This window comes from Clostridium muellerianum (assembly GCF_012926525.1).
GTDB classification, from domain to species: domain Bacteria; phylum Bacillota; class Clostridia; order Clostridiales; family Clostridiaceae; genus Clostridium_AM; species Clostridium_AM muellerianum.
The window spans coordinates 124,874-146,857 of sequence record NZ_JABBNI010000001.1; the positions used below are offsets into that span (position 1 = coordinate 124,874).

24 protein-coding genes are annotated in these 21,984 nt (G+C 29.1%); 23 read left to right on the forward strand and 1 reads right to left on the reverse strand.

The window, feature by feature from the left end; all coding sequences use genetic code 11:
- Positions 1-12 precede the first annotated feature (12 nt).
- From HBE96_RS00575 to aspS, 3 genes are all read left to right on the forward strand, one after another.
- Positions 13-1,440, forward strand: a complete 1,428-nt coding sequence (locus tag HBE96_RS00575; protein WP_169295829.1) for a coproporphyrinogen III oxidase — start codon at positions 13-15, stop codon at positions 1,438-1,440.
- Between the two features lie 117 nt (positions 1,441-1,557).
- The gene (gene hisS, locus HBE96_RS00580) at positions 1,558-2,805 is read left to right on the forward strand and encodes a histidine--tRNA ligase (RefSeq protein WP_169295830.1); all 1,248 of its coding nucleotides are present in this window, start codon (positions 1,558-1,560) and stop codon (positions 2,803-2,805) included.
- Positions 2,806-2,881: 76 nt separating this feature from the next.
- Positions 2,882-4,654 (forward strand): aspartate--tRNA ligase, encoded by a 1,773-nt coding sequence (aspS, locus tag HBE96_RS00585; RefSeq protein WP_169295831.1) that lies wholly within the window; start codon positions 2,882-2,884, stop codon positions 4,652-4,654.
- Between the two features lie 204 nt (positions 4,655-4,858).
- Here the strand turns inward: aspS and HBE96_RS00590 are convergent, their stop codons facing one another.
- Positions 4,859-5,518, reverse strand: a complete 660-nt coding sequence (locus tag HBE96_RS00590; RefSeq protein ID WP_169295832.1) for a DUF6483 family protein — start codon at positions 5,516-5,518, stop codon at positions 4,859-4,861.
- Between the two features lie 279 nt (positions 5,519-5,797).
- Between HBE96_RS00590 and HBE96_RS26575 the strand changes: the two genes are divergently transcribed.
- From HBE96_RS26575 to cobC, 20 genes are all read left to right on the forward strand, one after another.
- Entirely contained in the window at positions 5,798-5,926 is a 129-nt protein-coding gene (locus HBE96_RS26575) for a CPC_1213 family protein (protein ID WP_281064316.1), read from the forward strand.
- A gap of 26 nt (positions 5,927-5,952) precedes the next feature.
- The gene (locus tag HBE96_RS26580; protein ID WP_281064317.1) at positions 5,953-6,087 is read left to right on the forward strand and encodes a hypothetical protein; all 135 of its coding nucleotides are present in this window, start codon (positions 5,953-5,955) and stop codon (positions 6,085-6,087) included.
- 15 nt (positions 6,088-6,102) lie between these two features.
- Positions 6,103-6,297 carry a hypothetical protein gene (locus HBE96_RS00595; RefSeq protein WP_169295833.1) on the forward strand — a complete coding sequence of 65 codons (195 nt, stop codon included), beginning with the start codon at positions 6,103-6,105 and terminating at the stop codon, positions 6,295-6,297.
- A gap of 119 nt (positions 6,298-6,416) precedes the next feature.
- Positions 6,417-6,626 carry a hypothetical protein gene (locus tag HBE96_RS00600; RefSeq protein WP_169295834.1) on the forward strand — a complete coding sequence of 70 codons (210 nt, stop codon included), beginning with the start codon at positions 6,417-6,419 and terminating at the stop codon, positions 6,624-6,626.
- A 121-nt stretch (positions 6,627-6,747) separates the two neighbouring features.
- Positions 6,748-6,948: a small, acid-soluble spore protein, H family gene (locus HBE96_RS00605; protein WP_169295835.1), complete on the forward strand. Its 201-nt coding sequence runs from the start codon at positions 6,748-6,750 to the stop codon at positions 6,946-6,948.
- 12 nt (positions 6,949-6,960) lie between these two features.
- Complete coding sequence (locus HBE96_RS00610) at positions 6,961-7,119, forward strand: hypothetical protein (RefSeq protein ID WP_169295836.1); 159 nt, start codon at positions 6,961-6,963, stop codon at positions 7,117-7,119.
- A gap of 15 nt (positions 7,120-7,134) precedes the next feature.
- Complete coding sequence (locus HBE96_RS00615; protein ID WP_169295837.1) at positions 7,135-7,278, forward strand: hypothetical protein; 144 nt, start codon at positions 7,135-7,137, stop codon at positions 7,276-7,278.
- A 43-nt stretch (positions 7,279-7,321) separates the two neighbouring features.
- Positions 7,322-7,456, forward strand: coding sequence for a hypothetical protein (locus HBE96_RS26585; RefSeq protein WP_281064318.1), 135 nt, complete (start codon positions 7,322-7,324; stop codon positions 7,454-7,456).
- Between the two features lie 168 nt (positions 7,457-7,624).
- Positions 7,625-8,284, forward strand: a complete 660-nt coding sequence (locus HBE96_RS00620) for a PilZ domain-containing protein (RefSeq protein WP_169295838.1) — start codon at positions 7,625-7,627, stop codon at positions 8,282-8,284.
- A gap of 625 nt (positions 8,285-8,909) precedes the next feature.
- Positions 8,910-9,293 carry a response regulator gene (locus tag HBE96_RS00625; RefSeq protein WP_169295839.1) on the forward strand — a complete coding sequence of 128 codons (384 nt, stop codon included), beginning with the start codon at positions 8,910-8,912 and terminating at the stop codon, positions 9,291-9,293.
- A 572-nt stretch (positions 9,294-9,865) separates the two neighbouring features.
- A complete protein-coding gene (locus tag HBE96_RS00630) occupies positions 9,866-12,595 on the forward strand; it encodes a molybdopterin-dependent aldehyde oxidoreductase (protein WP_169295840.1) in 2,730 nt (909 codons plus the stop codon).
- A 283-nt stretch (positions 12,596-12,878) separates the two neighbouring features.
- A complete protein-coding gene (locus tag HBE96_RS00635; RefSeq protein WP_169295841.1) occupies positions 12,879-15,152 on the forward strand; it encodes a pyridine nucleotide-disulfide oxidoreductase/dicluster-binding protein in 2,274 nt (757 codons plus the stop codon).
- 2 nt (positions 15,153-15,154) lie between these two features.
- Positions 15,155-15,361 (forward strand): DVU_1557 family redox protein, encoded by a 207-nt coding sequence (locus HBE96_RS00640; RefSeq protein WP_007062578.1) that lies wholly within the window; start codon positions 15,155-15,157, stop codon positions 15,359-15,361.
- Positions 15,358-16,095 carry a DVU_1556 family methyltransferase gene (gene trsM, locus HBE96_RS00645; RefSeq protein ID WP_169295842.1) on the forward strand — a complete coding sequence of 246 codons (738 nt, stop codon included), beginning with the start codon at positions 15,358-15,360 and terminating at the stop codon, positions 16,093-16,095. The genes HBE96_RS00640 and trsM overlap by 4 nt, the downstream gene beginning before the upstream one ends.
- Complete coding sequence (locus HBE96_RS00650) at positions 16,088-16,546, forward strand: DVU_1555 family C-GCAxxG-C-C protein (RefSeq protein WP_169295843.1); 459 nt, start codon at positions 16,088-16,090, stop codon at positions 16,544-16,546. Before trsM ends, HBE96_RS00650 begins: the two co-directional genes overlap by 8 nt.
- Positions 16,543-17,910 carry a radical SAM (seleno)protein TrsS gene (gene trsS / locus HBE96_RS00655; RefSeq protein WP_169295844.1) on the forward strand — a complete coding sequence of 456 codons (1,368 nt, stop codon included), beginning with the start codon at positions 16,543-16,545 and terminating at the stop codon, positions 17,908-17,910. The genes HBE96_RS00650 and trsS overlap by 4 nt, the downstream gene beginning before the upstream one ends.
- Before the next feature lie 2 nt (positions 17,911-17,912).
- The gene (locus HBE96_RS00660; RefSeq protein WP_169295845.1) at positions 17,913-19,256 is read left to right on the forward strand and encodes a DVU_1553 family AMP-dependent CoA ligase; all 1,344 of its coding nucleotides are present in this window, start codon (positions 17,913-17,915) and stop codon (positions 19,254-19,256) included.
- Positions 19,228-20,274, forward strand: coding sequence for an XdhC family aldehyde oxidoreductase maturation factor (locus tag HBE96_RS00665; protein WP_169295846.1), 1,047 nt, complete (start codon positions 19,228-19,230; stop codon positions 20,272-20,274). Before HBE96_RS00660 ends, HBE96_RS00665 begins: the two co-directional genes overlap by 29 nt.
- Complete coding sequence (locus tag HBE96_RS00670) at positions 20,261-21,382, forward strand: DVU_1551 family NTP transferase (protein ID WP_169295847.1); 1,122 nt, start codon at positions 20,261-20,263, stop codon at positions 21,380-21,382. The genes HBE96_RS00665 and HBE96_RS00670 overlap by 14 nt, the downstream gene beginning before the upstream one ends.
- Position 21,383: 1 nt before the next feature.
- Positions 21,384-21,977, forward strand: coding sequence for an alpha-ribazole phosphatase (cobC, locus tag HBE96_RS00675; protein ID WP_169295848.1), 594 nt, complete (start codon positions 21,384-21,386; stop codon positions 21,975-21,977).
- Positions 21,978-21,984: the final 7 nt, after the last annotated feature.

A 21,984-nucleotide genomic window follows, 5' to 3' on the forward strand; every position in this document is an offset into this window, starting at 1 on the left:
GAATATGTAATAATGAAAATCAAAATAAAATTAAATAACATGAAATATAGATATGATGTATATCATATGATAAGCATGTTTTATAAATTTTCAGATATAGATTTTGTAGAAGATAATTGGGATATTTCCATAGAAATTTGTGAAGATAGAATTAATATTTCACAAAAGGATGAAATAGAAACATTTCAATTTTCAAATGAAGAATTAGAAAAACAAGAAATTAAAAAGGCAATTTTTAAGTATTTACATAAAAAGACTGGAAAAGAAATGCCCTGGGGTACATTAATAGGTATAAGACCTAGTAAAATAGCTTTAGAGTTAATAAACGAAGGAAAAGATGAGGAGTATATAATTAACTACTTTAGTGAACACTCCCTTGTAAAGCGAAATAAGGCGGAACTTTGCATAAATGTAGCTAAAGTAGAAAAAAGCTTAGTTAATACAGATAAGAATACAATTAGTGTGTATATAGGTATGCCATTTTGTCCAACAAGATGTTTATATTGCTCATTTACGTCTAATCCTATTGACGGATGTAAAAATATAGTGGAACCTTATTTAAAGAGTTTATATTATGAAATAAAAAAAACAGCAGAGTATATAAGAGAAAAGGGACTTAAAATTCAGTGTGTATATTTTGGAGGGGGTACTCCTACTTCAATTAATGATAACCAATTTGAAAAAATTATGGAACATATATATAATAGTTTTATATGTGAAAATAATATAGAGGAATTTACAGTAGAATGTGGAAGACCAGATAGTATAACTTTAAGTAAGTTAAGTACTATGAAAAAGTATAATGTGCATAGAATTAGCATAAATCCTCAAACAATGAATGATGATACATTGAAACTTATAGGCAGACATCATACTGTGAAGGATGTAATAGAAAAATTTAAAATGGCAAGGGAATTTGGGTTTAAACACGTAAATATGGATATCATAGTAGGACTTCCAGGTGAAGAATTAAATCATGTAAAGAAGACTTGTGAAGAAATACTAAAGCTATATCCAGATAGTGTAACAGTACATGGAATGTCTGTAAAAAGAGCATCTAAGCTTCATGAAAGCATAATTAATAATATAAAGTTTTCTATACCAGAACAAAGGGAATTGAACTTAATGTATGAAGAAACAGTAAAATTAGCTAAAGATCTTAATTTTAAACCGTATTATATGTATAGGCAGAAAAATATGGTTGGTAATATGGAGAACGTTGGATATTGTAAAACTTCAAAAGAAGGTAAATATAACATTCAGATTATTGAAGAGGTTCAAACTATTATAGCCTGTGGAGCGGATGCAGCTACTAAAGTAGTATTTTTAGATGAAAATAGAATAGAAAGACATGCGAATGTTAAGGATGTAAGAGAGTATATAAAAAGAACAGATGAAATGGTAAATAAGAAAATTAAACTTTTAAATACAAGATATTAATAAGTTGACAATTGGCAATAGACAGTTGACAGTTAATGATGTTTTAAACATAAAAAACATCGTTAACTGTCCATTGTCAACTGTGGACTGTTCACTGAAATAGAGGGAGGTATTAGCATGAATATACAAGCGCCAAAGGGTACTAAGGATATGTTACCAAAGGATTCTTATAAGTGGCATTACGTTGAAAATAAGTTTAGAGAGATTTCAGAGCAGTATGGTATAAAAGAAATAAGAACTCCTATGTTTGAGAATACAGATTTATTTACAAGAGGAGTAGGTGAAACTACTGATGTTGTCCAAAAAGAAATGTATACATTTGAAGATAAGGGTGGAAGAAGTATTACTTTAAAACCAGAAGGAACAGCACCATCAGTAAGAGCATTTATTGAAAGCAGTCTTTATAATGAAGCACAGCCAACAAAGCTTTACTATTTTATTCCTGCTTTCAGATATGAAAATGTTCAAAAAGGCAGATTAAGACAATTTCATCAATTTGGAGTAGAAATATTTGGTTCACAAGAAGCCTCAATAGATGCTGAAGGTATAAGTATAGCAATGAGAGCATTAGATGAATTAGGACTTAAAAATTTAAGTTTAAATATAAATAGTTTAGGATGCCCAGATTGCAGAAAGAAATTTAATGAGGCACTAAAAAACTTTTTAAAAGAAAATTATGATGGACTTTGTAACACTTGCAAATCAAGATTTGAAAGAAATCCAATGAGAATACTTGATTGTAAAGAGGAAAAGTGCAAAAAGATAACTAAAAATGCACCAACTATATTGGATTATATATGTGATGATTGTAAAGATCACTTTGAAGAATTAAAGAAATATCTAGATGCTATTGGAATTAAGTATACTATCGATCCTTATATAGTAAGAGGATTAGATTATTATACAAAGACTGTTTTTGAAATAATATATAAAGATTTAACAGTTTGTGGTGGCGGAAGATATGATAAACTTATTGAAGAATTAGGTGGACCTGATATGCCTGCCTTTGGATTTGCTGCAGGACTTGAAAGACTTATTATGACATTAGAATCAGAAGGCATAGAAATACCTAGATCTGACTATATAGATTTATATTTAGGTGCTATGGGTGATGATGCTAAAATAGAAGCTTTTAAAATAGTAAATAATTTAAGGGCAAAAGGATTGAAGTGTGATTGTGATCATATGAACAGAAGTGTTAAAGCTTCCATGAAGTATGCAAATAAAATGGGAGTTAGATTTACAGCCATACTTGGAGAAAATGAACTTCAATCGGGTAAGGTAAAGCTTAAGAGAATGGAAGATGGAGAACAATTTGAAATTAATCTAAATAATTTACAAAGCATTGTTGATTTAGTGAAATAGGTTAATTTTTTAATTTAATAAAAAAATATTCATTGATATTTGCAAAAATATGAAGAAGTTTGCTGGAGGAGAAAAAATGGGAGAAGCATTAAACGGACTTAAAAGAACCATTATGTGTGGAGAATTAAGAGAAACTCATGTAGGTAATAAGTATACTGTTATGGGATGGGTTCAAAGAAGAAGAAACTTAGGAGGCCTTGAATTTGTTGATTTAAGGGATAGAACAGGAATACTCCAAGTAGTTTTTGGAGAAGAAATAAATAAAGATGCTTTTGAAAAAGCAAATACTGTTAGATCAGAGTATTGTATAGCTGTAACAGGAACTTTAGTTAAAAGAGAAGCTGCAAATAAAGACATTCCTACAGGCATGGTTGAATTAAAAGGAGAAAGTATTAAGATTCTATCAGAATCAGAAACACCACCTATATACATAAAGGAAAACTTAGATGCAGCTGAAAATATAAGATTAAAATATAGATATCTTGATCTTAGAAGACCTGATATGCAAAAAATATTCATGATAAGACACAAAACAGCTAAAGTAGTTAGAGACTTCTTAGATCAAAATGGATTTCTTGAAATGGAAACACCAATATTAGGAAAAAGTACACCAGAAGGAGCTAGAGATTATCTTGTTCCAAGTAGAAATTATGAAGGTAAATTTTATGCATTGCCTCAATCACCACAACTTTTTAAACAACTTTTAATGATTTCAGGTTATGATAGATACTTCCAAATAGCAAAATGTTTTAGAGATGAAGATTTAAGAGCAAATAGACAGCCAGAATTTACTCAGATAGATATGGAACTATCTTTTGTAGAAGAAGACGATGTTATGGAACTAAATGAAAGATTAGTCCAAAAGGTATTTAAGGAAGTTGCAGGAGTTGATGTTAAGCTTCCAATAGAAAGAATGCCTTATAAAGTAGCTATGGAGAAATACGGAAGTGACAAACCAGATTTAAGATTTGGTATGGAAATAAATGATATAAGCGAAATTGTAAAGGATGTGGACTTTAAAGTATTCCAGGATGCACTAGCAAATGGTGGATCAGTAAGAGCTATAAAAGCTGGAAATTGTGCTACTATGGGAAGAAAACAAATTGATAAGTTAGTTGAATTTGTAAAAACTTATGGTGCTAAAGGATTAGTTTGGATAGCATATAAAGAAGATGGAATAAAATCTTCTGTAGCTAAATTTATGAATGAAGAACAGACTAAAGCTGTACTTGATAAAATTAATGCTGAAGTTGGGGATTTAGTACTTATAGCAGCTGATAAGAACAGTGTTGTGTTCCAAAGCTTAGGAGCTTTAAGACTTCATATGGCAAAGGAAACAGGAATACTAGAAAATAATAATGAGTATAGATTTGTTTGGGTAACTGAGTTCCCATTATTCTCATACAATGAAGAAGAACAAAGATTCCAAGCAGAGCATCATCCATTTACATCACCTATGGATGAAGATATTCAATATTTAGAAAGCGATCCAGGCAGAGTTAGAGCTAAGGCTTATGACATTGTATTAAACGGAGAAGAATTAGGTGGAGGAAGTATAAGAATACATGATATAAAACTACAAGAAAGAATGCTCAAAATTTTAGGATTTACTGAAGAGCGTGCCTGGGATAGTTTTGGATTCCTACTTGAAGCATTTAAATTTGGAGCACCACCACACGGAGGACTTGCATACGGATTTGATAGAATGATTATGTTCCTTGCAGGTACAGAAAATATAAAGGATGTAATTACATTCCCTAAAAATCAAAATGCATTCTGTCCTTTGACAGAGGCTCCAAATGTAGTTGATGAAACACAGTTGAATGAACTTGGTATAAGTATAAAATAATAAATCTTAATAAACGTAATTTAATTTAAAATGAATGCATACTAAATTGCTATAAGTGTAATTTAGAATAGTAAAAAGTGGGGATGTTACACTAAGAAAACATTACAATATATTGCATTTGTCATTTATTTGCAAAGCAATATATAAAATTCTTAATGTAGTATCCCCATTTTTTATATAAAAGTGCAACATTACAATTGTAGTTTATAATTTGCTTTTTAAAAAGCATAAAGATTCTTTTATTTCTTCACGGGGAAGATTACTTTCAATTAAGTCTTTATCATCTTTAACAAGAAGAGCCTCATAAAAGTTGATGCCTTTTTCTATGATATTTTTGTCTGAATTATCATGTTCTAGCATATCGTATAATATATCTTCAGCTTTATCATATCTATTTGTTTTAACATAATAATCCATAACTTTATTTTGTAAGGAAAGAGATATTTTATATTCCTGTACTTTTTCTATGATAGGTTGTATATCAGAAAAGTAATTTTGTAAGTCACAATTATTATCTTTATTTACATAAGCTTCTAGAAATAAGTTCAAAGATTTTAAATTCATATAAAAAGCGTCATCTAAATTATTTTCATCTTCAAAAATAAGAGCTTCTTCTTCTAAAAGTTTTGCCATCATGATACATTTATCTGCATTTATGGTACCATCTGTTTTTATCATATCTAATAAGTTTTCATCAGAGAAAGAATTGAAAAATTTCAAACTAAGTCTAAATATTTCTTTAAAAGCATCATCAATTGCATTTAGGGCCTCTTTATTTTTACCTTCTTTTTTGTACTCTAATATTTTATCCATAAATTCCTTGAATTTTGCTACTAATTCTGATGTTAAGTTTCTTTTTAACATTTTAATTTCTCCTTTATATATTGTAATTATACCGAAACAATTAAAGAATACTTTAATTATTTTATCCACAGTATGATATGTTAATTGTAGTTCCTTAAAGGAAGCATTTTTTAAACGGTAGAGGTTATGAATAGATATATTATATCAAAAATATAAATTTAATGCTAACACTGTAAATGAAGTACATATGTTATTTTCTTTCAGATGTCTTATAAAGATTTTACTTAGCATAAAAACTATGTGCAAGGAAAAACTATTTTATAGAAAGGAGAGATTTTAATGGACAATAAGATGAAAACTACTAACAATAATAAAAAAGAAGATAATAAGTTTAAGAAAAAAAATATAAAGCACAGTCCTAAAGATGAAAGTTCAAGAGCTAAATTTGGATTAGATGAAAACTTATAAAAAAATAGAAAGGAAGGAGAATACATATGGAAAATAAAAATAATCCGCCTAAAAAGTGGTCTAAGGATCCTAATAGTGCAAAATATCATTCAAGAAGTGCTGAATTTAAAGCAAACGAAAAATCTAATAAAAATGGTAAGGAGAGATTTAGCAAAGATTAAGGAGGTAAGTTTAATATGAATTTGGATGTTAGAGATATTATAAAGAAAAGACTTTTAGATGCACAGGAAAGTGTAAGAGATTATCAAATGTTTTCACACAGAGTAGATGATCCTGAAGTTACATCAACTTTTAAAGAATTTGCAGAAGAGTCAGCTATGCAGGCTAGAAAGCTTCAACAACTTTTATCAAAATATGAAGATATAAAATAAGTAGGATTATAACTCATTTTTTATCCTAAATCTTCGCAATTAAACAATTGATATTTTATTACTTATATCATATTATATATTATGAGAATTCAATATAATTTTGAGGTAGGTATACAATCATGAAAGTTACTATTATTTGTTTTGTAGGAGATTATGCTATATGTAAAAATCAGGATGGATATATTTTTAATGTTTTAAAAGAAAAGGTTGATGATTTTAACATCGGGGACATAATAGATATGACTGAAGATGGAGAAATAGTGGAAAAAGAAGAGGAAGAAGAAAAGTACTATGTATGTGATGACGTAGTTATATTTTATAATGATTAATTTAAATAATTCAATGTAAGCAGCTGACATATAGGCTGCTTATTTTTTTAGTATAAATTTTTATGAGCTACTTAAAATATATATGTAAATACGTACAATTATATAAAAAGTGGAGGTAGTTATGGAAATTGAAAAGTTAAAAGAATTAATAGATTCACCAGCAAATGTAGAAGTATTATATAGAAGTCATCCTGTGTGGATAGATGCAATAGATACAGGAGCACAACTGGCTAAAATAAAAATACTAGAGACAAAGGAAAAAAAATATGTCCCTATAGAAGATTTGATAGATACAGGGAAAGTTATTAATATAAAAAGATAAGGGGGACTCATTATGACAAGATCTAGAAATAAAGGAATACATGAGAAGTCTATGGAACAAGCAAAGGATTTATTAGATAAAGGCATAGGAATGACAGAAATAAAAAATAGAACACAACTTAGTGAAGAAGATGTTATGAAGGCAAAGGATAAAATGCAAGGAAAAAGATAGGAAGGAGATAAATCTATGAGAGGTGAACTTCAACATGCTAAGGAAAGAGCAAAACAGATGATGATAAAAGGAATAGATTGGGACGAAATAAGACTTGAAACTAGACTTAGACAAAAGGATTTAAAAAGAATACAGAAGGATATAACCAATAAATTTTAAATAATATCTACTATATAAAAATAAAAGGATAAGGTGAATTTAAATGAGCATAAAAGAAAAGTTAACAAATAAACAAACATCAGCCTTAGGTATTAAGAGAGAAGATAATGGTGAAAATTTATATGAGGAAAAGAGAAGAAAAAGTCAAAAAAAAAATGATAATGTAAAACCACATTAAATATTTAGGTAAAGGCGGGGTACCGCCTTTATTTTTTTATTGATAATAGGATTAACTTCTATTATTATATTAAATAGGAAATCAAATTTCTATAATATTATTTAAAGTAAATTATGTAAAAATAGTTAAGGATTTAATTAGTCAAATAGAAAAAAGTGAGGGAATTAAATGGACAGGCTAGCATTAAAAAATTTGAGTTTATTCGAACAAATGCAGTTTATTATTAATAATGAATTATATGACGGAAAAATATTAAAAAAATATGATGAATGTTTAGCAATAAAAGTTCACATTTTGCAAAATAATTATACTCCGTTTCAAGTAAATGATAACGCAAAATACATTTTAGTTAGCGAAAGTGAAGCATTAAGATGTAATTCAAGAGTACTTGGAAGTAAAATAGAGGGTAATTATAATATAGTGTTATTAGAAACACCAGAAATAATAAATAAGATAGAAAGAAGACAAAGTCCAAGAATTAAAATAGTTAAGGATATAGAATATTATTTTTTACCTAGTAAAGCAGAAATTAAAAGTATTAGTGAAATTTCAAGTACATATTACTCAAAGTTAAAAAAATCCTTTACTATTGATTTAAGTATAGGGGGAGTTTCATTAGTTACTTATGAAAGTAACTTAGATTCAAGAAATGCCATTATAACACTACATTTAGATGAAGATATAAATGCTTTATGCAATGTTATTAGGGTTGAACAAAATACAAATAACTGCAATTATAAAACAGCTCTTCAATTTAAGGAAATTGATAATAGTAAACTAAGGTTAATTAATGACTTTGTTAATAGAAAACTTAGGTTGAAAAAGTAAATTTTGTAAACACTTTAAAATAAAAAAGTAAAACCTATAAAAAATACAATAGTAAGATAGAGATATTTACATGTATTTTCTATAGATTTTATTATAATTTGATAAATATGAAATAAATGTAAAAATACGAATTTGTAATATGAACACAATAATTGTCATATATTAGTGGAAAGATTTTTTAAAAACTAATTTTTAATACATAATATAGACATAAAGATTTAATATATGATTTTTATATTTACCTATTATATATATTGCGGTAATACTTTGGATGAATATGTATAAAAATATTGAAATTTACAGTTATTAGTGTTATAGTGATATTATAAAAAAAAATCCGTACTAGTATATTAAGTGCGGATAAATTTATTTGTAATAAAAATTAATTTAGATAATTAAGATTAAATTGAATCAAGTTTCGATGTAGTATAATTTTTTAATTAATATTTACTTTAAGAATCATAAATTTTAAATACTATTTTAAATGCTTGATATAATATCCTTAGATGAACTGAATAGTATTAAAAACATAGAGTGATTATTATGTTTTTCTCTAGTGAATGATGTTTCATTAGAATTATATTTATGTTTATATTATAAGTTTAAAGAGGGAGGTTAAAAAATAATGGATGATGATAAAAAGAATATACTAGTAGTTGATGATTCTGCAACTATTAGAAATTTTATAAGGCTTATTTTAGAAGAAGCAAATTATAAAGTGTATGAAGCGTGTGATGGGGAAGAAGGAATTGAGGTATATAAAAAGTTAGGTAATATTGATTTAATAGTTACAGATATATACATGCCTAAAAAAAGTGGACTAGAACTTGTTATAGAATTAAATAAAATATATGAAGGTATGAAAATAATTGTTCTTTCAGATGGTGGTAAGGATAATTTTTCTAATGAGTTAGGTGTTTGTGAAGCTCTTGGTGCTACTTATTTTATAAAAAAGGATTTAATTAAAGATGAATTGATTAAATTAGTAGAAAAAGTGTTTTCAGAATAACTTATACATAAAAATCTTACATTTATCAGTGTTATTTATTATTGGAGATTTTAATAATATTTAATAAAAGGTTAGAAGTAATATTCTAGCCTTTTTATTAAATTAGTATATATAATTAAATAATATACTTTTCAATAGAGGTTTACGATTTTTAAATGTTTAAATATAAGTTTGCAGTAATTAAGGATATTCAATATGAAAAATTGAATATCCTTTTCTATAAGAAAAGTTTTTAGGGTACATTAAAATAGGGATGATTTCACTAAAAGTTATTTTTAATATGTTATAGACTCAATAGTTTAATTTTATGAAAATTCGAATGGATAAATGAACTCTATTGATCTAATTTAGCAATAAATATTACTATGCAGAATATGATCAAAAAATGAACAGTGTTCAAAAAACGAACAAGGTTTTTCTCGTGTTTTGTGTAAAAAACGAACAAAAAAATAATAAATTGAGTGAAAAGTCAGTAAATTGCCTGGGCTTAATTTATGGCATGGATATTGCTAATATAATTAACAAGTAAGTAAAAATTTTTTATTGTTAAATAAAAATTGGGGAGGTACAGTATGTTAAAAAAGACTTTATTTGTTAATGGAGTTAAGAGAACTATTATAGCAAATCCAGAGGCATCTTTATCAGATGTTATAAGAAAACAAGTACTTCTTACTGGAACTAAGGTTGGATGTGGAAAAGGTGAATGCGGAGCCTGTTCTGTAATCTTAGATGGCAAGGTTGTAAGATCGTGTATAACTAGAATAAAAAGAGTTCGTGATGAAGCAGAAATTATAACTATAGAAGGAGTTGGAGATCATAACCATCTTCATCCATTACAGTTAGCATGGATGATACATGGTGCAGCACAATGTGGATTCTGTACTCCAGGATTTATAGTTTCAGCTAAAGTTTTACTTGAACATAATAGTAATCCAACAAGAGAAGATGTAAGAGCTTGGTTCCAAAAAAATAGGAATGTATGTAGATGTACAGGATATAAACCATTAGTTGATGCAGTTATGGAAGCAGCAAGATTAATGCGTGGTGAAGTAACAAAAGAAGAATTATGGTACAAACTTCCAAAGGGGGAAAGTCTTTTAGGTTCAAACGCTATACGTCCTTCTGCACTCGCAAAAGTAACAGGAACTTGGGACTTTGGAGCAGATTTAGGATTAAAGCTTCCAGAGGATACACTACACATTAAACTAGTACAGGCTACAGTATCTCATGCGAATATATTATCTATAGATACTTCGGAAGCAGAAAAAATGCCTGGAGTTTTTAAGGTTATAACATATAAAGATGTACCTGGTACAAATAGAATAAATGGATTGGCCTTCCCTACAAATAAGGGTGATGGATTGGAAAGACCTATATTATGTGATAAAAAGATTTTCCAATTTGGTGATGCAATAGCTATGGTACTTGCAGATACACCATGTCAAGCAGAAGAAGCAGCAGCAAAAGTAAAAGTTGAAATAGAAGAACTTCCAGCGTACATGAGTGCACCAGCAGCTATGGCTGAAGATGCAATGGAAATTCATCCTGGAACACCAAATATTTATTTTGAATGTGGTACTATAAAAGGAGAAGATACAGTATCTTTAATGGAATCACTAGAATATGTAGTTGAAGATGATTCATATGTAGGAAGACAACCTCACCTTCCATTAGAACCAGACGTTGGATTTGCATACATTAATGAAAATGGAAAATTAATTGTGCATTCAAAAAGTATAGGTTTACACCTCCATGCTGCAATGGTAGCAGATGGTATTGGTGTTAAGCTTGATGACTTAAAGATAGTTCAAAATCCTACTGGAGGTACTTTTGGATATAAATTCAGTCCGACTATGGAAGGACTTCTAGGAGTAGCTGCATTGTTAACAAAGAGAGTTGTATACTTAGAATTTAACATGTATCAACAAATTACTTATACTGGAAAGAGATCGCCTTTCTTTATGCATCTTAAATTAGGTGCTGATAAGGATGGTAAATTTAAAGCATTAGAAACTGATTGGTCTGTTGATCATGGTCCATATTGTGAATTTGGTGACCTTGTAACTACAAGAGGCTCACAATTCATGGGTGCAGGATATAACATTGAAAATATAAGAGGAGAAGGAAGAACAGTTGCTACAAACCATGCTTGGGGTTCAGCATTCAGAGGATATGGTTCACCTCAAAGCTTATTTGCTTCAGAAGTTTTAGTGGATAAATTAGCTAAGAAAATGGGTGTAGATCCTCTTGAATTAAGGTATAAGAATGTTTATAGAGAAGGAGACAAGACTCCTACTGGTTGTGATCCAGATGTAATAGCACTTCCAGGTTTGATTGAAAAAATAAGACCTTACTATAAAACTGCCAAAGAAAAAGCTGCAGAAAAGAATGCTAAGGGCGGAAATATGAAATATGGAGTAGGAACTTCCTTATTGATTTATGGCTGCGGTCTTGATGGTCCAGATACTTCAAATGCATGGGCAGAATTAACTAAAGAAGGAGTTACTATAGGAAACTCCTGGCAAGATCACGGTCAGGGAGCTGACATGGGAACTTTAACTTTAGCACATGAAACCTTAAGGCCAATAGGAATAGCTCCAGGACAAATCAAGCTAATTATGAATGATATGGAGTTTACCCCAGACAGTGGTCCTTCAGGCGGAAGCCGTTCTAACGTTTTAACAGGAAATGCTACTAGAGTTGCTTGTGAAAACTTATTAGCAGCTATGAAAAAGTCTGATGGTACTTACATGACTTATGACGAAATGGTAGCTGCAGGTAAAGAATTAAAATATGATGGAAAATGGACAGCACCTTGTACAGCTCCAGATCCAGCAACTGGCCAAGGAAATCCATTCCCAACTTACATGTATGGTGTACTTTTATCAGAAGTAGAAGTTGATACTACTACAGGAAAAGTTAAAGTAGAAAAATTAACTATAGCTGCTGATATAGGAACTATAGTAAATAAATTAGTATGTGATGGACAAATATATGGTGGATTAGCTCAAGGTATAGGACTTGCTTTAAGCGAAGATTTTGAAGACTTAAAGAAACATACTACACTTACAGGTTGTGGAATACCACAAGTAAAAGATGTACCTGATCATATAGAAATAATTTATCAAGAAACTCCAAGACCACTTGGCCCATATGGTGCTTCAGGTAGCGGAGAAATGCCGTTATCAGCTCCTCATGCTTCCATAGTTAATGCAATTTATGATGCTACTGGAGCTCAAATAACAAAATTACCTGCACGTCCAGAAAAAGTTTTAGCAGCACTTGAAGAATTAAAAAAGTAGCTGATTTTAAATTAGTTTAGATTATTTCTATAAAGGAATCAGAAATAGTGATTTTTAAATTGTAAAGTTTACTATCTAAAAATTTCTGATTCCTTTTTTAATCTATCAAGTGAGTTTTATAAGAACTTGTATGGGGATGTATCAGTAGTCATTTACAACCTAAATAGGATGGAGTATTTTGGATGGTAGCCATTTGGTAAAAGGTTATAAATTAAAAAATATAGATAACTTAATAAATGGATTCATTAAATGGATTTTTTTATTTAAGGAGTGAAGAAATTATATGGATTTAAATAAATTATTAAGTAAACAGGATTTATGTATTGAAGATAGACCTTCAGCTTGTATAGCAGCTTGCCCTTTGCACATGGATGTGAAAACCTTTATAGAGGAAATAGAAAAATCAGATTTAAAAAAAGCCTATAAGGTTATGGCTAAAAAGGTTCCTTTCATAAGAATAATAGGAAGTATATGTGATCATCCTTGTGAAAATGCTTGTGTAAGGAACAAGTTAGGTGGATCTATAAATATACATGAACTTGAAAAAGCCGTAGTGAAACTAGGCTTTTCTTCTAATAAGAGAGTTATTCCAATTCCTAAGAATGGGAAAAGGGTTGCAGTAGTAGGAGCAGGTATAAGTGGTATTACAGCTGCTTTTGATTTAGATAGAAAAGGTTATGAAGTAACTATATATGAAAAAAGTGATAAGATAGGTGGAAGACTTTGGAGTTTTCAAGGAGAGCAACTTTCAAAAGAAGCCATAGAAGAAGAACTACAGGTAATGAATAAAGGAAATATAAAAATAAATTTAAATCATCCAGTAGATTCAATAGAAATAGATAAAATATTAAGTATGTATGATGCAGTTTATATAGGAACTGGTTATTGGGAAAAAGATTTAAAGATAGATATGGAGACTTTTCAAGTAGAAGATACGCCTCTATTTGCAGGTGGCAGAATTGCAAATAAAAACGATTCAGTTATATTTTCTATAAGTTCTGGAAGAAGAGCTGTAGTATCCATTGATAGATATATACAAAAAATTTCTCTTACAGTATCAAGGGAAAATGAAGGTGCTTATGAAACCTCCTTGAGACTTAAATTAGATGATATAGAAAGTGCAGAAGCAATTAAAAAAACTTCTTTAGAATATAATGAACAGGAAGCCGTTAAAGAAGCAGGTAGATGTATAAAATGCCAATGTAAAGAGTGTATGAAAGCTTGTACTCATTTACAAAAATATGATATTAAGCCTAAAAGTTATATAAGGGTTATAAATCATAATGAATCTATAATATTGGGTGATCACTATGCCAATAAAATGATAAATTCCTGTACTCTTTGTGGACTTTGTAAAGAAGCTTGCCCTTCAAGTTTAAATGTAAAAGATATAATACATGAGACTAGACAAAGCATGGTACAAAGAGAAAAAATGCCTGTATCTGCTCATGATTTTGCATTAAAGGATATGGAGTTTAGTAACAGCAATTATTTTTCTATGGTAAAAAATCAGCCAGGGTATGAAAAGGTAAAATATATGTTTTATCCAGGATGTCAGCTTCCTGCCTCATCTCCTGAGTACATTGATAAAATATATAAATATCTTATGAGCAATATAAAAGAAGGCGTTGGCATTATGTTAGGCTGCTGTGGTGCACCAGCTGATTGGGCAGGAAGACAGGATTTAATGCAGAAAAATATAGAAGACATAAGAGAAAAGTGGAATAGCATGGGTAAACCAACTTTTATTTTGGCTTGCTCCAGCTGTTGTAGTATATTTGAAAAATATATGCCAGATATGAGTTTTATTTCTTTATGGGAAGTTATGCAGGAAAAAGGAATTCCAATTGATAACAAAGAAAAAGAAAATTTAGTATTAAATGTTCACGATGCATGTACTACTAGATATAATAAAAAAATTCAAGACAGCATAAGAAATATAGCAGATTCCTTAGGGTATAAAATAGAAGAATTAAAATTTTCAAAGGAAAAGACTAAATGTTGTGGTTATGGCGGACTTGTATACTTTGCTAATAAAGAACAAGCTAAAGAATTTGCTAAAGATAGAATAGAAGAGGGAAATTTAGATTACTTAGTTTATTGTTCTATGTGTAAAGATTTATTTATAGATGAAGGTAAGAGAACTTTTCATATTTTAGATTTAATTTATAGTGATGATTTAGAAAAAGCTGCTTTAAGAAAAATGCCAACTCTTTCAAACAGACATGAAAATAGAATGTTTGTAAAAAGAAAGCTTTTGAAAGAAATATGGAATGAAGAAGTAAATGATTTAACAAAAGACTATAATTTAAAATTAACTATACCTGAACATGTGCAAAATGAAATGGAAGATAGATTGATTTTAATTGAGGATGTAAAAAAAGCAGTAGACAATGCTGAAAAAAATAAGGAAAGATTTTTTAATCCACAGAATTCACATTATTTATGCAGATTTAGAGTTATTAATGTGACTTATTGGGTAGAATATGAAAAGAATGAAGATGAAATTTTAGTTAAAAGTGTTTATAGTCACAGAATGGAAGTAGTGGAGGAATAATTATGAAGATTAATAAAGACGAAAAAACTCCATGGATTTGTGATAAGTGCAATAAGGAATTAGAACTTAAACAAGTAAAGGTTCGCTATCTTGGAGGAAATTTTGAAGTGGAGCTTATGCAGTGTCCTGAATGCAAAATGGTAATTATAAATGAAGATTTAGCCTTAGGAAAAATGCTTGAAGTTGAAAAGGGGCTGGAGGATAAATGACAAATTGCTGCAATGCTTATGAAAGTGAACATATGAGGAATATTACAGGTGCAACTTTAAGGCCAGGTGGATTTACGCTTACAGATAAAGCAGTAGAATTTTGCAAATTTTCTACAGAGGATTTCATAATGGACTTAGGCTGCGGCATGGGAGCTACATTAAATCACCTTTATGAAAAATATAATATAAAGGCTGTAGGTATAGATCCTTCCGAAAAGTTAATAGAAATAGGAAGAAAAAATTATGATCATTTAAATTTTCTAAAAGGGAGAGGAGAAGAAATTCCTTTTGAAAATGAAAAGTTTCATGGAGTTTTTGCAGAATGTACACTTTCCCTTATGGAAAATCTGAATGGTGTTATAAGTGAAGTGTTTAGAATATTATCGCCTGGAGGATGGTTTATTGCCACAGATGTATATGCTAAAAAACCTGAATTCATTGATGAACTTCAAGGAATTTCAGTTAACAGCTGTATGAGAAGTTTGCATAATTTAAAATTACTTAGAGAGAAGATAGAAAAAGCTGGATTCGAAATAATGCTTTTGGAAGATTGTAGTGAAATGTTAAAAGCACTTATGGTTAAAACTATATTTTCCTACGGTTCCATGAGTATTTTCTGGAATAAGGCTGCTCAGTGTTCTATAGATGGTAAGCAATTTCAAAGTTTATTAAGGAATTGTAAACCAGGATATTTTATAATGATATCAAGAAAGGTGGACAAATGTTATGAATGATACTGCTTTTCGTATATATAAATTGGCTTCTAGCGGATTTTGCTGCACTCAAATAATGATTAAATTAGCACTAGAAGATGAAGAAAAAGAAAATCTAGATTTAATAAGAGCTTTAAATGGTCTTTGTGGAGGCATAGGAGCTGATAAAAAAACCTGTGGTGTTTTAACTGGAGCTATAGCTGTTATAGGACTTTATGCTGGAAAAGGTGAGGCTACAGAATATCGCAAAGAAAATTTTCAAACTATGTTAAGTGAATATATAAATTGGTTTGAAGAGGAATTTGAAAGTACAGAATGTAGGGATATAATAGGAATACAAAAAATAACTGATGACAGCGGAAACATAAGTTATCCTGTAAAATGTGGGGACATATTAATGAAAAGTTATGAAAAAGTTCAACAGATAATATCTAAATATGGCTATGAATTTGGGGATCGTGAGGATATATGAAAAATATAATTTCTAGAACAGAAAGTTTATGTCCCATTTGCTTAAAAAAAATAGAAGCAGAAAAAGTTTTGGAGGATAACAAAGTTTACATGGAAAAAAGCTGTCCAGACCATGGCGATTTTAAGACAATTTTGTGGAAGGAAAATGTTCCACTTAAAAGTTGGGTTAGAAATAAAGAGAGAGCTTATATAAAAAAGCCTTATACTAATGTTGAAAAGGGATGTCCTTTTGACTGTGGTCTTTGTAGTGAACATAGACAGCATACTTGTACAGCTTTAATAGAGGTAACTGAAAGATGTAATTTAAAATGCAAGTTTTGCTTTGCAGATTCTTATTCAGATAAGGAAGAAGATATTTCTATAGAAAAAATAAAATATATGTATGAAAGGGTATTAGAGTCGTCTGGTACATGTAATATACAACTATCAGGTGGTGAACCTACATTAAGAAATGATTTGCCTAACATAATAAAGTTAGGCATGAATTTAGGTTTTAAATTTATACAAGTAAATACTAATGGTATACGTATAGCGCAGGATGAAGAATATGTTAAAAAGTTAAAAGAATCAGGGCTTAGCTCGATTTTTTTGCAGTTCGATGGAACAAATGATTTAATATATAAAAAATTAAGAGGAATAGAATTACTGGATGTTAAAAAGAAGGCGATAGGAAACTGTAAGAAATATGATATAGGGGTAGTGTTAGTACCTACTATAGTTCCAGATGTGAATGTAGATAATATAGGAGAAATTATAAATTTTGCTTTGGATAACATATCTACAATAAGAGGAGTTCATTTTCAACCTGTAAGCTATTTTGGAAGGGTACCTTATATTCCTAAAGATGAACAAAGAATTACACTTCCTGAAATTATGGAGAATATAGAAAAGCAAACACAAGGAAAAGTTAAAATAAATAGCTTGAAGCCACCAGGATGTGAAAATGAACTATGTTCTTTTCATGGTAATTATATATATAAAAATAAAAAAGAATTAATAAATGTTACAAATAATGCAAGTAGCTGCTGCTGTAAAAGTGAAAAAGCCGAAGAGGGTGCAAAAAAGGCAAAAGAATTTGTTTCAAGAAACTGGTCTTTTAGAAAATCAGGTAATTTAAATGTAAAATTAAAATCCAATAGAGTAAGCGGTTGGGACGAAATATTATATAATATAAGAAACTATTCTTTTAGCATATCTGCTATGGCTTTTCAAGATATTTGGAATGTAGACTTAGAAAGAATTAAAGATTGTTGTATTCATGTAGTAAATGAAGAAGGAAAGCTTATACCATTTTGTATTTATAATATTACAGATGCAAAAGGAAAGTATATCTATAGAAAATGCAAAGTTAAAATGGAGGACTAAAAATGAAGCTAACGCCCCTTGAAGCGTGGATAGTAAATAAAACAGGAATAAGAGAAAAAAATAGAGAGGCTTTAGAAAATTATCAACTGAATAAAATAAAAGAGGTTATAAAGTATGTAAGAGAGCATAGTGAATTTTATGGTGAATACTTAAAAAATATTAATGAAAATAATATAAAGTCATTTAAAGATTTTGAAAGAATTCCGTTTACGACAACTGAGCATATAAAAAAAGATTCAAGAAAATTTTTATGTGTATCTCAAAACGAAATTTCTAGAATAGTAACATTAAAAAGTTCTGGAACAAGTGGAGAAGAGAAAAGAATATATTTTACTGAAAATGATTTAAATCTTACAGTTGAATTTTTTAAATATGGCATGAGTTGTTTAGTAAGCAAAGGTGACAGGGTACTGGTACTTTTACCGGGTAACAGCTATGGTAGTATAGGAGACTTACTGAAAAAGGCGTTAAAGGAAGTAAATATAGAATGTTATGTACAGGGGATGCTTTCAAATTTAAAAGATACTACAGATATTATAAAGGATAAACATATAAATTGTATTGTAGGAGTTCCAATACAGATTCTTCATTTTTCTAGGATGGAAAGTGAAGTATTTAAAAATAACATAAAAAAGATTCTTTTGAGTACAGATTATGTACCAGAAGCTTTAATAAGAGAAATTACAAATAAATTTCAGTGTAAGGTTTTTACTCATTACGGTATGACAGAAATGGGGTACGGTGGAGGTGTAGAGTGTGAAGTTTTAAATGGGTACCATATGAGGGAAAATGATTTGCATTTTGAAGTAATAAATCCATGTACAGGTAAATTAGTTGAGGATGGAGCATACGGTGAGATAGTATTTACAACACTTACAAGGGAAGGGATGCCTTTAGTAAGATATAAAACTGGAGACATAGGATGTTTTAATTTAAATTACTGTAATTGTGGCACTTTTTTAAAGACTATGAGTAGGGTACTTGGAAGAATGGAGAATAGAATTAAAATAGGCCAAAATAAATATATATATATGAAGGATTTAGATGAAATAATTTTATCCTTTGAAGAAGTAATAAATTATAAAGCCAGCGTAGAAAAAGAAAATTTAATATGTATAGATATTGTTGTAAAACAGGAAGAAGATTTTCATAAAATAGAAAAATATGTTGAACATGATATAAAAAGAATTCCATTAGTAAATGAAGAATTAAGTAAGGGAAACTTAAATATTGTCCTTAGATATTTAGATAAAAATATAGAAGTAAAAAACAGTATGGTAAAACGAAAAATATATGATTATAGGGGGAAAGGGGAATATGCAAGATATATACGAAACAGTGAATGAATTTTTAGATAGAAAACAAGAATTTGTATTAGCAACTATTTTAGAAAAATCAGAATCTACACCTAGAGAAGAAGGTGTAAAGATGATTATAAAAAAAGACCTTTCAATTGTGGGTACTATAGGTGGAGGGATATTTGAGGCTATGGCTGTAAAGCTATCTTTAAAGGTATTTGAAAATAAGGCATCTATAGTTAAAAAATTTTCTCTAAATGATGAAAGCGCGAGAACATGTGGGGGAGATATTAAATTACTGTTAGAGTATATAAGTTATGATGAAAATAAAATCATAGATTTGTATAAGAATATATTAGAATTGAGAAAAAAAGGTGTTAAATTTGCAATTGTAACTAAGATACCTGAAGAAGAAATCTATGTAAAAGTATTAAATAGATGGATTTGTGGTGAATCATTATTTTATGGAGAAGAAGATGATACAGTTCAATTAATATTTAGAAAGATAAGAGAAAATTTTAAAAATGTTGCTATAGAAAATATTACATTAGAAAAAGAATTATATTTAATAGAACCTATTTTAAATTGTGAAACTTTGTATATAGTAGGTGCAGGACACGTGGCTCAAAAAATTACACAGATAACTAATATGCTGGATTTCAAAACTATTATTGTAGATGACAGAGAGGATTTTGCTAACAAACAAAGATTTAAAGGTGTTGAAGATATAAAAGTAATTCCTTCATTTGAAGAGGTTCTTAAATATATAAATGTAGATAACAGCAGCTATATTATAATAGTTACGAGAGGGCATGCTTATGATAGAGAGGTTTTATCACAAATATTAAAAACTGATGCAAAATATATAGGAATGATAGGAAGCAGAAAAAAAAGAGAATTTATTTATAATTGTCTTTTAAGTGAAGGTTATACTTTAGAGGATTTACAAAGGGTACATAGTCCTATAGGTATGTCTATATTTGCTAAAACTCCTGAAGAAATAGCAGTGAGTATTGTTGCAGAGTTAATCAAAGTTAAAAGGGAGCCGTTTAATGAAAAAAAGTAATTTAGGTGCTGTGGTTATATCAGCAGGATATTCTTCAAGAATGAAGGAGCTTAAACCTCTTTTAAAATTTGGTGAATATACTGCAATAGAAACTGTTATTAACACTTTTAGAACTTCAGGAATTGATAATATTATAGTAGTAGTAGGATATAGGGATAATGAAATAATAGAAGTGCTAAAAAATTCAGGAGTTAAATGTGTAAAAAATGAAGATTATTCAAAAGGCATGTATTCTTCCATAGTAAGTGGAATGGAGGCGTTAGATGATAAAATCAGCGGCTTTTTTATGTTACCTGTTGATATACCTCTTGTAAAATCTCAAACAATAAAAATATTAAAAAGTAAATATTTACAATGTGATAAAGGAATTATATATCCTAGTTTTAATGGAGAGATAGGGCATCCACCTATTATAGATTGCAAATATAAGCCTATAATAGTAAGTAGTGACAGAAGTGGAGGATTAAAAAAAGTACTAGAAAAGTATAATGAAGATTCCGCGAAAGTTCCAGTTTTTGATAAGAGTATATTAATGGATATGGATACTCAAGAAGATTACAAAAATTTGACAGAATATTTTAATTTTAGTGCACCAACTGTAGAAGAATGTTATTGCATTTTAGATTTATATGGTGTACCTTATAATATAATAAGACATTGCGTGGAAGTATCAAAGGTATCTCTGAAAATTTTATACAAATTAAATGAAAATGGGTATAATTTCAATAAAAATGTCATACAGGCATCAGCTCTTTTGCATGATTTAGCTAGAAGTAAAAAAAATCATGCAGAAGCAGGTGCCAAAATATTAGAAGAATTAGGTTATAAACATGTAGGAAAAGTAATATCCACACATATGGATATTGAAGTAGATGAGAATGGACTTATTACAGAAAATGAAATATTATATTTAGCAGATAAGCTTGTGAAAGAAGATAAGTACGTAGAGCTTTATCATAGGTTTTCTGAATATTCATTAAAGTTTGATAGTAATATTGAAGCTTTAAAAAAAATGCAAAAGAGATTCAAAGAAGCTGAAAAAATTGAAAAAAAAATAAGAAATGTAGTAGGAGAGATTTTACCTGATATTATAGAAAGATTTAATTAATATGAATAGAAAGATTTATTTAATAAGGCATGGAAAAATAAATGTAGGTAGTGAAAAATGTTATATAGGAACTACAGATATACCATTAAATGAAGAAGGAATTAAACAGGGAAAAAAACTTAAAGAGTTTTTTTCTACTATTAATATACAGAAGGCATATTTAAGTCCGTTAACAAGATGTGTTGAAACAGCAGATATAATTTTAGAAAATAGAAATGTACAAAAATTTTTAGTTAAGGAATTAATGGAAATAAGTATGGGAGATTGGGAAGGAAAGACCTTTAATTATATAAAAAGTTATTATCCAAAACAATTTAAGGAAAGAGGAGAAAATATAGATAGTTTTATACCAAAGGGAGGGGAAAGTTTTAATAACCTTAAAGAAAGAGTTAAACCTGCTTTTGAATCCATCATAAAAAATACTCAAGGTAACATACTTATAATTGCTCATGCTGGAGTAAACAGAGTTATAATAAGCACGGTTTTATCATTACCACTAACAGACATATTTAAGATAGATCAACATTATGGCTGTGTAAATGAATTTTCGTGGAATGTAGAAAATAAAAAGTGGAAGTGGAAATTGTTATTATAATGGGGGG